The organism is Massilia brevitalea, from assembly GCF_030711405.1.
Taxonomy (GTDB): Bacteria; Pseudomonadota; Gammaproteobacteria; order Burkholderiales; family Burkholderiaceae_D; genus Telluria; species Telluria brevitalea.
This window is the reverse complement of record NZ_JAULSI010000012.1, coordinates 65,010-77,260: the sequence shown is the minus strand read 5'-3', so window position 1 is coordinate 77,260 and position 12,251 is coordinate 65,010. Positions and strand designations below refer to the sequence as shown.

The 12,251-nt window shown below is 65.1% G+C and carries 14 protein-coding genes; 4 read left to right on the top strand and 10 right to left on the bottom strand.

What is annotated here, in order from left to right:
* Window positions 1–3: 3 nt before the first annotated feature.
* The gene (locus QWL29_RS09685; protein ID WP_305822677.1) at window positions 4–3,147 is read left to right on the top strand and encodes an efflux RND transporter permease subunit; all 3,144 of its coding nucleotides are present in this window, start codon (window positions 4–6) and stop codon (window positions 3,145–3,147) included.
* Between the two features lie 35 nt (window positions 3,148–3,182).
* Here the strand turns inward: QWL29_RS09685 and QWL29_RS09680 are convergent, their stop codons facing one another.
* From QWL29_RS09680 to QWL29_RS09665, 4 genes are all read right to left on the bottom strand, one after another.
* Complete coding sequence (locus QWL29_RS09680) at window positions 3,183–3,728, bottom strand: hypothetical protein (RefSeq protein ID WP_305822676.1); 546 nt, start codon at window positions 3,726–3,728, stop codon at window positions 3,183–3,185.
* A complete protein-coding gene (locus QWL29_RS09675; RefSeq protein ID WP_305822675.1) occupies window positions 3,725–4,147 on the bottom strand; it encodes a hypothetical protein in 423 nt (140 codons plus the stop codon). Before QWL29_RS09675 ends, QWL29_RS09680 begins: the two co-directional genes overlap by 4 nt.
* 12 nt (window positions 4,148–4,159) lie before the next feature.
* A complete protein-coding gene (locus QWL29_RS09670; protein ID WP_305822674.1) occupies window positions 4,160–4,648 on the bottom strand; it encodes an Hcp family type VI secretion system effector in 489 nt (162 codons plus the stop codon).
* A gap of 238 nt (window positions 4,649–4,886) precedes the next feature.
* The gene (locus QWL29_RS09665) at window positions 4,887–5,123 is read right to left on the bottom strand and encodes a hypothetical protein (RefSeq protein ID WP_305822673.1); all 237 of its coding nucleotides are present in this window, start codon (window positions 5,121–5,123) and stop codon (window positions 4,887–4,889) included.
* A gap of 152 nt (window positions 5,124–5,275) precedes the next feature.
* On the opposite strand from QWL29_RS09665, the gene QWL29_RS09660 reads away from it, so the two are divergent.
* The gene (locus QWL29_RS09660; protein ID WP_502572775.1) at window positions 5,276–6,658 is read left to right on the top strand and encodes an aminotransferase-like domain-containing protein; all 1,383 of its coding nucleotides are present in this window, start codon (window positions 5,276–5,278) and stop codon (window positions 6,656–6,658) included.
* A 33-nt stretch (window positions 6,659–6,691) separates the two neighbouring features.
* Here the strand turns inward: QWL29_RS09660 and QWL29_RS09655 are convergent, their stop codons facing one another.
* Entirely contained in the window at window positions 6,692–7,597 is a 906-nt protein-coding gene (locus QWL29_RS09655; protein ID WP_305822672.1) for a LysR family transcriptional regulator, read from the bottom strand.
* 105 nt (window positions 7,598–7,702) lie between these two features.
* Here QWL29_RS09655 and QWL29_RS09650 point away from each other — a divergent pair, with 105 nt between their 5' ends.
* Entirely contained in the window at window positions 7,703–8,458 is a 756-nt protein-coding gene (locus QWL29_RS09650; RefSeq protein ID WP_305822671.1) for an SDR family NAD(P)-dependent oxidoreductase, read from the top strand.
* Between the two features lie 51 nt (window positions 8,459–8,509).
* Here the strand turns inward: QWL29_RS09650 and QWL29_RS09645 are convergent, their stop codons facing one another.
* Window positions 8,510–9,025: a M48 family metallopeptidase gene (locus QWL29_RS09645; RefSeq protein ID WP_305822670.1), complete on the bottom strand. Its 516-nt coding sequence runs from the start codon at window positions 9,023–9,025 to the stop codon at window positions 8,510–8,512.
* Window positions 9,026–9,157: 132 nt separating this feature from the next.
* Here QWL29_RS09645 and QWL29_RS09640 point away from each other — a divergent pair, with 132 nt between their 5' ends.
* Window positions 9,158–9,487 carry a four-helix bundle copper-binding protein gene (locus QWL29_RS09640; RefSeq protein ID WP_305822669.1) on the top strand — a complete coding sequence of 110 codons (330 nt, stop codon included), beginning with the start codon at window positions 9,158–9,160 and terminating at the stop codon, window positions 9,485–9,487.
* Between the two features lie 113 nt (window positions 9,488–9,600).
* On the opposite strand, the gene QWL29_RS09635 is transcribed toward QWL29_RS09640, so the two are convergent.
* The 4 genes from QWL29_RS09635 to QWL29_RS09620 form a co-directional block, all read right to left on the bottom strand.
* Window positions 9,601–9,963, bottom strand: a complete 363-nt coding sequence (locus QWL29_RS09635) for a KGG domain-containing protein (protein WP_305822668.1) — start codon at window positions 9,961–9,963, stop codon at window positions 9,601–9,603.
* 96 nt (window positions 9,964–10,059) lie between these two features.
* Entirely contained in the window at window positions 10,060–10,611 is a 552-nt protein-coding gene (locus QWL29_RS09630; protein ID WP_305822667.1) for a hemerythrin domain-containing protein, read from the bottom strand.
* A gap of 43 nt (window positions 10,612–10,654) precedes the next feature.
* Window positions 10,655–11,062 (bottom strand): phasin family protein, encoded by a 408-nt coding sequence (locus QWL29_RS09625; protein ID WP_305822666.1) that lies wholly within the window; start codon window positions 11,060–11,062, stop codon window positions 10,655–10,657.
* Window positions 11,063–11,186: 124 nt separating this feature from the next.
* A complete protein-coding gene (locus QWL29_RS09620) occupies window positions 11,187–12,212 on the bottom strand; it encodes an NADP-dependent oxidoreductase (protein ID WP_305822665.1) in 1,026 nt (341 codons plus the stop codon).
* Between the last annotated feature and the right edge of the window lie 39 nt (window positions 12,213–12,251).

The window sequence follows — 12,251 nt, the reverse complement described above, 5'->3', positions numbered from 1 at the left end:
GCCATGTTCCAGCAACTCATTGCATTTGCCATCGCGCGGCGCTGGCTGATCGTCTTCGCCGCCCTGTGCCTGGCTGGCCTGGGCGCCTACAACTATGGCCGCCTGCCGATCGACGCGGTTCCGGACATCACCAACGTCCAGGTCCAGATCAACACCGGCGCGCCCGGCTACTCGCCGCTGGAAGTCGAGCAGCGCATCACCTTCCCGATCGAGACCGTGATGAACGGGCTGCCCGGCCTCGAGCAGACCCGCTCGCTGTCGAAGTACGGCCTGTCGCAGGTGACCGTGGTGTTCGAGGATGGCACCGACATCTATTTTGCGCGCCAGCTGGTGAACGAGCGCCTGCAAGGCGCCAAGGCCGCGCTGCCGCCAGGCCTGGAGCCCGGCATGGGGCCGACCGCCACCGGCCTCGGCGAAATCTTCTACTGGACCGTGGAAGCAAAGGAGGGCGCGCGCAAGCCCGACGGCACGCCGTACACGCCGCAGGACCTGCGCGAGCTCCAGGACTGGATCGTCGCGCCCCAGCTGCGCGGCGTGGCGGGCGTGACCGAAGTGAACACCATCGGCGGCTACCTGAAGGAATACCAGGTGGCGCCGAACATGGAGCGCCTGGCTGCGCACGGCCTGTCGCTGGCCACCCTGGTGAACGCCATCGACCGCAACAACGCGAGCGCCGGCGCCGGCTACATCGAGCGCGGCGGCGAGCAGTTCGTGGTGCGCACGCCGGGGCAGGTGAAGTCGCTCGACGAGATCCGCAACATCGTGCTCGACGTGGTCGAGGGTGCGCCGATCCACGTCGACGACGTCGCCGAGGTGCAGTACGGACGCGAGCTGCGTACCGGCGCTGCCACCGAGAACGGGCGCGAAGTGGTGCTCGGCGCCGTGTTCATGCTGATCGGCGAGAACAGCCGCGCCGTGGCCGAAGCCGCGCGCAACAAGCTGGCGCTGGTGAACCGCTCGCTGCCGGCCGGCGTGCAGGCCTTGCCCGTGTACGACCGCTCGGTGCTGGTGAACAAGGCGATCGCCACCGTGCGCAACAACCTGGTCGAAGGTGCGCTGCTGGTGGTGGCGATCCTCTTCCTCTTCCTCGGCAACCTGCGCGCGGCGCTGATCACGGCGCTGGTGATCCCGCTGACCATGCTGATGGTGTTTACGGGCATGGTGCAGACGCAGGTCAGCGCCAACCTGATGAGCCTGGGCGCGCTCGACTTCGGCATCATTATTGACGGCGCCGTGGTGATCGTCGAGAACTGCATCCGCCGGCTCGGGCTGGCGCAGGCGGCAAAGGGCGGCCTGCTCACGCGCGAGGAACGCTTTGCCGAAGTGGCGGCGGCCGCTGCCGAGGCACGCCGCCCGCTGCTGTTCGGGCAGCTGATCATCATGACCGTGTACCTGCCGATCTTCGCGCTGTCCGGCATCGAGGGGCGCATGTTCCATCCGATGGCGATCACCGTCGTCATGGCCCTGGTGGCGGCGATGATCCTGTCGGTGACCTTCGTGCCGGCGGCGGTCGCCCTGTTCGTCAACAAGGCGGTGCCCGAGCACGAGAACCGCGTCATGGACCGTGCGCGCGGCGCCTACCGGCGCATGCTCGACTGGGTACTGCGCAACCGGCCGGTGGCCCTGAGCTTTGCCCTGCTCAGCGTGCTGCTGTCCGGCGTGCTGGCCACGCGCCTGGGCACCGAGTTCGCGCCGAATCTCGATGAAGGCGACCTCGCCGTGCTGACCATGCGCATTCCCGGCACCAGCCTGTCGCAATCGGTGGCGATGCAGCAGCAACTGGAAAGCGCGCTGCTGAAGGAATTCCCCGAGATCGAGCGGGTCTTTGCGCGCATCGGCACGTCGGAAGTCGCGACCGACCCGATGCCGCCGAACGCGGCCGACAGCTACATCATGCTGCGCCCGCGCGCACAATGGCCGAAGCCGCGCAAGACCCACGCGCAGCTGGTGGAGGCGATCACCGAGGCCGCGAACCGCATCCCCGGCAACAGCTACGAGTTCTCGCAGCCGATCCAGCTGCGCTTCAACGAGCTGATCTCCGGCGTGCGCAGCGACGTGGCCGTGAAGGTATTCGGCGACGACACCGAGGCGATGGAAGCCACGGCCCGGCAAGTGGCGCGCGTGCTCGGCGGCGTGCGCGGCGCGGCCGAGGTGAAGGTCGAGCAGACCGAGGGCCTGCCGGCGCTGGCGCTCACCGTGGACCGCATCAAGGCCGCGCGCTACGGCCTGAACGTGGCCGACGTGCAGGACGTGTTCGGCACCCTGGTCGGCGGGCGCGACGTCGGCATGGTGTTCGAGGGCGACCGCCGCTTCGCCATCACCGTGCGCCTGCCGGAAGGGCCGCGCAACGACATCGACAGCCTGCGCCAGCTGCCGATCGCGCTGCCGCCCGTGAACGGGCACGCGGCCAGCATTCCCCTGTCCGAGATCGGCACGCTGGCCTTTGTGCCGGAAGCGAACGGGATCAGCCGCGAGAACGGCAAGCGCCGCATCGTGGTGACGGCCAACGTGCGCGAGCGCGACCTCGGGTCATTCGTGGGCGAGCTGGATGCGGCCCTGGCCAAGGTGAAGCTGCCGGCCGGAACCTGGCTCAGCCTGGGCGGGCAGTTCGAGAATCTGCAGGCGGCCAGCAAGCGCCTGGGCCTGGTGATTCCGGCGGCGCTGGCGCTGGTGTTTGCGCTCCTGTACCTGATGTTCAACAGCGTGAAGGATGGGCTGCTGGTGTTCAGTGGGATTCCGTTCGCGATGACCGGGGGCGTGCTGGCGCTGTGGCTGCGCGGGCTGCCGCTGTCGATCTCGGCGGCGGTTGGCTTCATTGCGCTGTCGGGCGTGGCGGTGCTGAACGGGCTGGTGATGATCTCGTTCGTACGTTCCTTGCGCGAGCAGGGGCATGCGCCGGAACTGGCGATGCGCGAAGGGGCCGAGGTGCGGCTGCGGGCGGTGTTGATGACGGCGCTGGTGGCTTCGCTCGGCTTCCTGCCGATGGCGCTGGCGACCAGTACCGGGGCCGAGGTGCAGCGGCCGCTGGCGACCGTGGTGATTGGCGGGATCCTGTCGTCGACGGCCTTGACCTTGCTGATCTTGCCGGCTTTGTACACCTGGGTGCATGGCGTCAAAGGTGGGCGCCGGAGCGTGAACCTGAGGTAATGTGAAACTGTGCACCGGCGAGAGGAGCGCCGGTGCTAGCGGTTTCTGCTCCATAGCCGTAACAACAGCGATGTGACAGCCACCGAACCGATGAACACTCCGCCAGATATGCTCATCCATGTTCCGTAGGCCATTGCGTTATCGAAGACGGATAGCGCAACCACCACGGTCGCAAAGAAAGCAACGCTCAGCGATATGATCCCTCGACGCCATTCGCCCGAGAGGGATTTAGGCAAAAAGAGAAGCGAGAACGTGACTGCCGACGCGAGCAATGCAGAAACACCCATATCGATGGCTGCGTCCCTTTCAAACTCCCGAGAACCGGGAACAATGCAGGTCACGTACAGAAACGCGAATTCGACCAGCCCGACCCCAAGTGCGATGGGAATGCGTCGAACGATCGCCGTATGGCCTTGCCGGTACTTCAGGACCAGGTAGGTGATGACTGCCGTGCTAATGAATGTCATGAAGAGAATGCCGGTCGCCGTGTCCAGGTTCAAGGCAGGGGTCAGTTGGTGCCCTATTAATAAGTTAAGCACGGTCACGAAGAAGGCGACACCAAGCGAGATGAGTGCTTTCATGCGAAAGGCTCTGCTGAAGGACAGTTGAAATACATGCCTGCCTTGCTACCGCCTGCCTGCACAACTTCCTCTACAAACGAAGTGCAGTTGTTCGGCAAGACTAACCATAGCCATTGTTTCTCCATCAGGTCATGGAGCTTTTCATGCGCGCCGCGAGGATTGGACAGCTTGACAATCCAGCGTCGAATTTCGCGCTTGCCAGTCTCTTTCAAATAACGCTGGTAGCCGCTCTCGTGCATGAATTTGGGCAGGCTGTTACGTCCCGCGACGTGGAAGTACCATGCGTCGCCAACATGAAGCAAGGCATGGCCGCAGAAGTTGGGGCCATCGCCCGACACAATGACAGCACAAGTGTGCTTGAAGTCGGTGTAGTCGAGCGGGCAGAGAATCATTTCATCGCCTTCGTAGGGTGCAGACATCATCGGCCCCTGTCAGCAGACCTTGTTGGCGCTGCAATCCCAGCCGCCCATGGTGCTGCCCTGTGTACCGCCCCGGATGCTCTGGCGTGTGTAGTTCCACTTGATTTTCGCGTAAGTCAGCTGGACCCGCTCTTGAATGACGCCACCGTTACCGCTGTCGGGGCAGATGTTTGCAATCATCAGGTTTTCTAGCTCGATCTTGAAGTACGGGATCGGTTTGCCGTCGCTGTCGGCCCGCATGAATTCAAAGGTGGCCTTTGCAATCGTTTTCCCGGCCGCACAGGTTTGCAGCAGGACAGGCGAGGCGATGTCCGCCAGCTTCTGAAAGGTGATCGGGTGAAGCTCGGCTCTACCACTGGTTAAGCCGCCAGCGGTTGAAACCGTCTCCGCTCGTGGCTGGTGGATCGCATACAAGACATTGCTTACTTCGATCCAGTTCTTGTGGCGGTCGTCTTCCGACTCCCCGTTGATGCCTTCGATCTTCAGGTATGCGTCAATCATGCCGTTCTCCGTTGTAAGTTGGTTAACTGGCTGATTCTGGCTCCCTGGCGGCATTTCGAAGTTAGGAGTGGTCAACTACTCAAGAGAGGGGAATCAAAGGAAGACGTTTCCACAGCCTGAAATTCCCATAAAGAATTTTGGGGTTTGTGCGTGGCGAGAATGCTGGAGTTGCAGATACGAATGTCAGACCTGACCATCGCTGTGCTCGTTGGATCCGTCCGCTGGCTGTTCTCTGCCGTTATGACAAATTCAAGTCCATACCGAGCTTCGTGGCAAGGAAGTAAGTGCCGAACACCAGGATCAGGGCCAATATCACAAAGATGACCGTCACCTTGACGGCCGTGCGCAGCACCGCGCGCCGCTCCGTCAGCTTGCCCTTTTTCCCCTGGTCGTAATGCCATTTGATGGCAAAGAACATGCCCGTGCCTAACACGAGAAACTTGAATGCAAAGGCGAGAATCGGGAACCATTCCATGATGTGTTTATTTCCAGGCTATTTTTTGACGCTATCTATCGTGAGCAGCACCATCGCGACTGCCATGGGACGATGGTGCTGCTACCTATTTCGGGACATACTACGCAAAAGCAATCTCCATACATCGAGACAAATTGTCCCAGTTGAAAACCATACAAGATGAACACCTGCCAAGCTGGCTGCCGCGCTTGGCGATGCGTGCCGGGCCACGTTTCCTGCAGATTGCCGATGCCTTGCAGGCGGCGGTGGCGGGCGGGTCGCTGAAGCCGGGCGACCGTCTGCCGCCGCAGCGCCAGTTGGCAGCACAGCTGCAGGTCGACCTGACGACCGTCACGCGCGCCTACGATGAAGCCAGGCGCCGCAACCTGCTGGAGGGCCGCGGCGCGCGCGGCACCTATGTGGCGGCGCCGAAAGTCGAATTGACCGCGATCCTCGACCTGAGCATGAACACGCCACCGCCTCCGGATGGCGTGGACTTCGACGACCTGTTGAAGCAAGGCTTGTCCCAGGTCCTGATGCGGGCGGACAACGCATCGCTGATGACTTACCACCTGGGCGGAGGAAGCGATGCCGAGCGCAAGGCGGGCGCCACCTGGCTGGCGCCGATGTTCGGACAGGTCGATGCCGGGCAGGTGCTGGTCTGTCCGGGTGCGCAAGCAGCCATCGCCGCATTGATCCTGGCGCTGACCGAGCCTGGCGATGTCATCCTGGCTGAACCGATGAGTTATCCCGGCCTGCGTGCGGCCGCGACCCAGTTCGGCCGGCGCATCGTTGCGGTGGAAGCGGACCGGCACGGCATGCTGCCCGCGATGCTTGAGGAAGCCTGCCGCCAGCACCAGCCGCGGCTGGTCTACCTGAATCCAACACTGCAGAATCCAACCGCGATCACCATGCCGGAACGCCGGCGCAGGGAGCTTGCCAGTATCGCCAGGCGCTGCCAGGTACGGATTGTCGAGGACGATCCCTACTGGCTGCTTGCCGATGCGCCGCCGCCGCCGATTGCCGCGTTCGCGCCGGAGCAGGTGGTCTATATCTCCACCCTGTCGAAATGCCTGACGCCCGGCTTGCGGGTCGCCTTCGTGCTGGTACGCGACCCGGTCGAGCGCGAACGTTTCCTGGCCGCGCTCAGGTCATTCGCGCTGATGGCGGCTCCGCTGACGGCGGCACTGGCCACGCAGTGGATACGCGACGGTTCGGCTGGCAGCTTGCTGGAAGGCGTACGCAGCGAGGCGCGCCTGCGCCACCGAATGGCGCGCGATGTCCTGGCGGGGCGCTACAGCGGAGCGGGCGACGGCCTGCATATATGGCTCGCGTTGCCGGCCTACTGGAGCTCGGCGCAGCTTGCGCGTGCAGCCGGCAGCGAGGGCATTGCCGTCACGCCGGCGGAGGCGTTTGCAACAGGAGGCGACTCCGTGAATGCAATCCGGATCTCGTTAGGGAGCATCAAGGACCGCGAGCGCTTGCAGGCGAGCCTGCAGCGGCTGTCTCACCTGCTTGCGCGGCGGCCCGAGCCGTTCAGCCCTGCCGTGGTGTGACTTTCCAGGAGCACTGCGCTTCGTTCGACAGTGCTAGTGCGGGTCGAGATACGGCGCCAGCAGCGCCTGCACCCATTCCATGAAGGCGAGGGTGCGCGCCGGCACGTAGCGGCGCGACGGATACACAAAGGCGACCGGCATCGGCTCGGGCCGGAAGTCCGGCAATACCTCGACCAGTTCGCCGCTGTCGAGGTAGGCGCGGATGCCCACGTCCGGCACCTGGATCATGCCGAGGCCGGCGCGGCAGGCGGCTTCGTAGCAGGCGGTGCCGTTCACGGTGAGCATGCCGCCGACCGGCGCCACCTGCGTGCGCTCGCCGTCGAACCATTCCCATACCGGGGCGCTGCCGCCCAGCAGCGCGTCGTAGTGGACGATGCGGTGTTGGGCGAGGTCGGCCAGCGTGCGCGGCGTGCCGAATTCCGCGAGGTAGCCTGGGCTGGCGCAGTTGACCATGCGGTAGCTGCCCAGCGGGCGCGCGACCAGGCTGGAGTCGGCCAGCGGGCCGGAGCGCAGCACGCAATCGAAACCTTCGCGCACCACATCCACGCGGCGGTCGGTGGTGCTGAGGTTGATCTCCAGGCGCGGGTGGCGCGCCATGAATTCTTTCAGGCGCGGCAGCACGATCTTGGCGGCGATGCCCACGGTGAGGTCGACGCGCAGGCGTCCCGCCAGGCCGTCGGCATCGCCGTCGAACATGGCGCCGAGTTCGTCGAACTCGTCGAGCAGGTCGCGGCTGCGCGCGTAGAAGGCGGCGCCTTCCTGGGTCAGCTTCACCCGGCGCGTGGTTCGCTGCAGCAGGCGCACGCCGAAGTCTTCTTCCAGCTCGCGCACGTTGGCGGACACGGTCGTGTTCGGCAAGCCGAGCTGCTGGGCCGCGCCGCTGAAGCTTTCCAGCTCGGCGACCTTCAGGAAAATGCGGATGGGGTCGAGTTTGTTCATGCCTCGGATTGTGCGTGAATTTTGCAGAATCCTTGCGGATTTCGGCAGTTTATCCATTTGGGATGCAAAAATATACTGGCGGCTCATTCAACGAAGGAGCCCAGCATGACCCAACGTATCGCACTCATCACCGGCGGCAGCCGTGGCCTCGGACGCAGCATGGCGCTGCACCTGGCGCAGGCTGGCGTCGATATTCTCTTCACGTACCAGAGCAACGTGGCCGCGGCGCAGGACGTCGTCGCCCGCATCGAGGCCCTGGGCCGGCGTGCTTGCGCGTTGCAGCTCGACACCGGCGACAGCGCCAGCTTCGCCACTTTTGCCGGCCAGGTGCGCGCCACGCTGGCCGATTGGGGCCAGGAGCGTCTCGATATCCTCGTGAACAGCGCCGGCGCCGGCGTGCACGCGTCGCTGCTGGAAGTCACCGAGGCGCAGTTCGACAGCATCGTCGCCATGCACATGAAGTCGGTCGTGTTCCTGACGCCGCTTCTCCTGCCGTTGATGAAGGATGGCGGACGCATCCTGAACGTATCGAGCGGGCTGACGCGCTTCAGCCTGCCGGGCTATGGCGTGTATGCGGCAGCGAAGGGCGCGGTCGAGGTACTGACGCGCTACCAGGCGCGCGAGTTTGCCGGGCGCGGCATCACGGTGAACACGCTGGCGCCGGGCGCCATCGAGACCGACTTCGGCGGCGGCGCGGTGCGCGACAATCCTGAACTGAACCGCATGGTGGCGGGCATGACGGCGCTGGGCCGGGTCGGCCAGCCGGACGACATCGGCGGCGCCGTCGCGGCCCTGCTGGCGGAAGGAAATGGCTGGATGACCGGCCAGCGCATCGAGGTGTCGGGCGGGATGCTGCTGTAACGCGCTCTACAGCAGAGCTCGTGTCTGGATGGCAGACTTGACCCCCGTTGTTTAATCGTCAGCCCAGAGCCGCTCGCCGGTGTGTTCCATGTGCGTCAGGTAGAGGCGCAGGTCGAGCTCGAACTGGTGGTATTGCGGCTCCATCCAGCAGCACAGTTTATAGAAGGCCTTGTCGTGGTCCTTTTCCTTGAGGTGGGCCAGTTCGTGCACGGCGATCATGCGCAGGAATTCCAGCGGCGCATCGCGAAAAACGCTGGCGATGCGGATCTCGTGCTTGGCTTTCAGCTTGCTGCCCTGGACGCGCGAAATCTGCGTGTGCAGGCCGAGCGCATGCTGGACCACGTGAATCTTGCTGTCGTAGGCGACCTTCGACACCGGCTGGGCGTTGCGCAGGTACTCAATCTTCAGCTCCTGCACGTAGTCATAGAGCGCGCGGTCGGTGCGCAGGCCGTGGGCGCGCGGGTAGCGTGAGCGGAGCAGGGGGCCGAGGCGGTTTTCGCCGAGCAGGCCGGCGGCTTGCTGGCGCAACCCGTCGGGATAGGCGGTGAGGTACTTGAGTTCTGGCATAAGCGCGGAAATGTAGCACAGCTGGGAGCCGCTTGCTGGGCGGGATATGGCTGTCAGCTGCGGCTCGCGTGCGCCGTCGGGCGGGAGCGGGTCTTATCCTGACTGGCCGTTACCCGGCATCAGGAGAGCAAAATGGACACACTGGATTTTCAAAGCTGCATCGACGCCTGCAACGCCTGCGCCAACGCCTGCGACCATTGCGCGGCCTCGTGCCTGCAGGAAGAAGACGTCAAGATGATGGCCAGGTGCATTGCCACCGACATGGACTGCGCCCAGGTGTGCCGGCTGGCGGCGAGCCTGATGGCGCGCGGCAGCGAGCATGCGGCGGCGTTCTGCCGCCTGTGCGCCGAGGTGTGCCGGAACTGCGGCGACGAATGCGCGCAGCACGAGATGGATCATTGCCAGCAGTGCGCGGCAGCGTGTCGGCGCTGTGCGGACGAATGCGAGAAGATGGCCGCCTGATACCGTCGTAGCGGTTGCAATACAAACCTGGCCGCACGAAAAGCCTGTCGCGCGGCTCGCCAAAGCGGCGAGACCGCGCGGTCCCTCAAGCGGGCAGACAGGATCCGTCCCCCTTATTCCTCCTTGCCCCCCTGGCGATTGCCGGCTGCCTTGGCCGCGCTGGCGGCGCGGTTGGCGGACTGCCGGCTTTCGCCGCCCTTGCGGCCGATGTCGGCCATGTGTGCACGGTTGCGGCTGACTGCCTCACCGCCTTTCTGCCCCGCGCGGCGCGCTTCTTCGGAATCGAACTCGTGCGCCGTGCCCTTCTGGTGGGCGGCCTGGCCACCCTTGCTGGCGATTTCGCGCTGCTGGTTCTGGTCCATTGCCGCGAAGCCGCGCTTGGCCGGCCCGCTTCCGCTGCCGCTGCCGCTGCCGCTCTTCTGGGCGCTGCCGCCGGAGCTGCCCGCGCTCTTGCCGCTCTCCTTACTCGTCGCCATGTCGCTCTCCTGGTTGCCCTGCACGTGGATGGAAGGTACTAAGCGCTGCATTGCTGCGCTCGTGCGGTTAGAGACACCACGGTCCCGTTAGTTCCATCAGTCCGGTACGCGCGGCGGCAGGCGCATGCCGGCGTGCGGTTCCATCGCGTCGATGACGTCCGGGGCTTCGTTCAGGTCTTCGTCGAGCTCGCGCCGGCGCGCCTGCATCTTGCGCCCCAGCGCGGCCAGGTCGATGCCCGAGCTGCGCGCGGTGTCGAACATGTCGGTCTCTTCAATCGCCACGTGGTGCTCGACTTCCTCGGCCAGCACCGCGACCGTGGCCTCGAAGTGGTCGTCGCCGGGGTACATGACTTCCAGCTGGCTGACCAGTTCGCGCACGCCGGCGTGCTCGACCTCGGCCTCGTCCATCATCTCGTCGTCCTCGGCGGCTGCGCGCAATAGTGGGTAGAACAGTTCGTCCTCGACGATGGCGTGCAGGGCCAGTTCGTAGCAGATCTCGTCGACCAGTTCGGCCTTGCGCTCGTCTTCGTCCTCGATGTCGCGCAGGCGCTCGAATTGCGCGAACAGCTGGCGGATCCTGTCGTGTTCGTGGCGCAGCAGCGCGAGCGCGTCTGCCGGCCGGTCCTGGCGTTTGCCGGATGGTGCCATGGGAGCCTCCGTTCGGTAGCAGTGGAAGGGGGCGGCAGCGACGTCAGCGGAGCGGCGCGTGCGCGGCCTTGCCATCGGGTGCAGCGCCGCTCTGCATGTAGCTCTCGGCGCCGCGCGCGGCTTGCCAGCTGCCGTTGTTGGCGTCGCGCGCCAGGTTTGCCGTGCCGGCGCCCAGCACTTTCATGAGTTCGCCCTGCCAGGAGCGCAGGTGCTCGACCGTCGGCTGCGTTTCGCGCATGGCAACGGCGCCCATCTGGAACGGGTCCTTGCAGGCGGCCAGGGCGCGTCCGAAGCGGATATGGTCGTCGAACATCTGGCGCATCATGCGCAGGTTCAGCTCGCCGATCTGGCCGGCGGCGTCGACCGCGTGGCGCGTCATCTGGGTGAAGAGGTCGACCTGCGTGTCGAGTTGCGCGCGCAGGGCGGGATTATCGGTGGGGAAGGTTGGCATGCTGTCCTCGAAGTGAGCGGTGGAGTGGAAAGGGCGTCGAAGTAGACGCTCCCAGGCCGCACAAGTTCAAGGAGATTGCACGCGCCTCTGGATAGATCAAGGCGCGTGCTTGAAGCGATGGCGCTCAGGCGTCGGCAACTTTGAGCACCAGCTTGCCGAGGTTCTTGCCCTCGAACAGCATCAGCAGGGCCGACGGGAAGTTCTCAAAGCCGTCGACGACGTGCTCGCGCGTCTTGAAGCTGCCTTCCTGCATCCAGCGCGCGATGGTGGCCACGCCTTCCGGATAGCGCGCCGCGTAGTCGGTGACCAGCACGCCTTCCATGCGCGCACGGTTGACCAGCAGCGACAGGTAGTTGGCCGGGCCCTTCACGGCGCCGGTGGCGTTGTACTGCGAGATGGCGCCGCAGATGACGATGCGCGCCTTCATGTTGATGCGGGTGAGCACCGCGTCCAGGATGTCGCCGCCGACGTTGTCGAAGTAGACGTCCACGCCTTGCGGGCAGTGTTCCTTCAGCCCGGCGTGCACGGGACCGGCCTTGTAGTCGATGCAGGCGTCGAAACCGAGTTCCTCGACGACGAAGCGGCATTTGTCTTCGCCACCGGCGATGCCCACCACGCGGCAGCCCATCTGGCGCGCCACCTGGCCCACCGTCATGCCGACCGCGCCGGCCGCGCCCGATACCACCACGGTCTCTCCCGGCTTCGGCTGGCCGACGTCGAGCAGGCCGAAGTAGGCCGTCATGCCCGGCATGCCGAGCGCGTTCAGCCAGGTCGGCAGCGGCGCCATGCGCGGGTCGACTTTCGCCAGCATGGCGCCCTTGTCGTCGGCCGAACCAGTCCAGTAGCGCTGCACGCCCATCACGCCCATCACGGTGTCGCCGCTGCTGAACTTGGAAGACTTCGATTCCTCGACGATGCCGATGCCGCCGGCGCGCATGACTTCGCCGATATTCACCGGACGCACGTAGGATTTGCCCTCGTTCATCCAGCCGCGCATGGCCGGGTCGAGCGACAGGTACAGGAGCTTGATGCGGACTTCGCCATCGGCCAGCTCGGGCAGGGGCGGTGCGGCGCGCATCCAGTCGCTATCCTTCGGCACGCCGACCGGGCGGGCGGCGAGAAGGAACTGATCGTTTGCAGCTTGGGTCATGTGGTTGTCTCCGTTCAGGTTGGGTTGTCCGACGTGCTC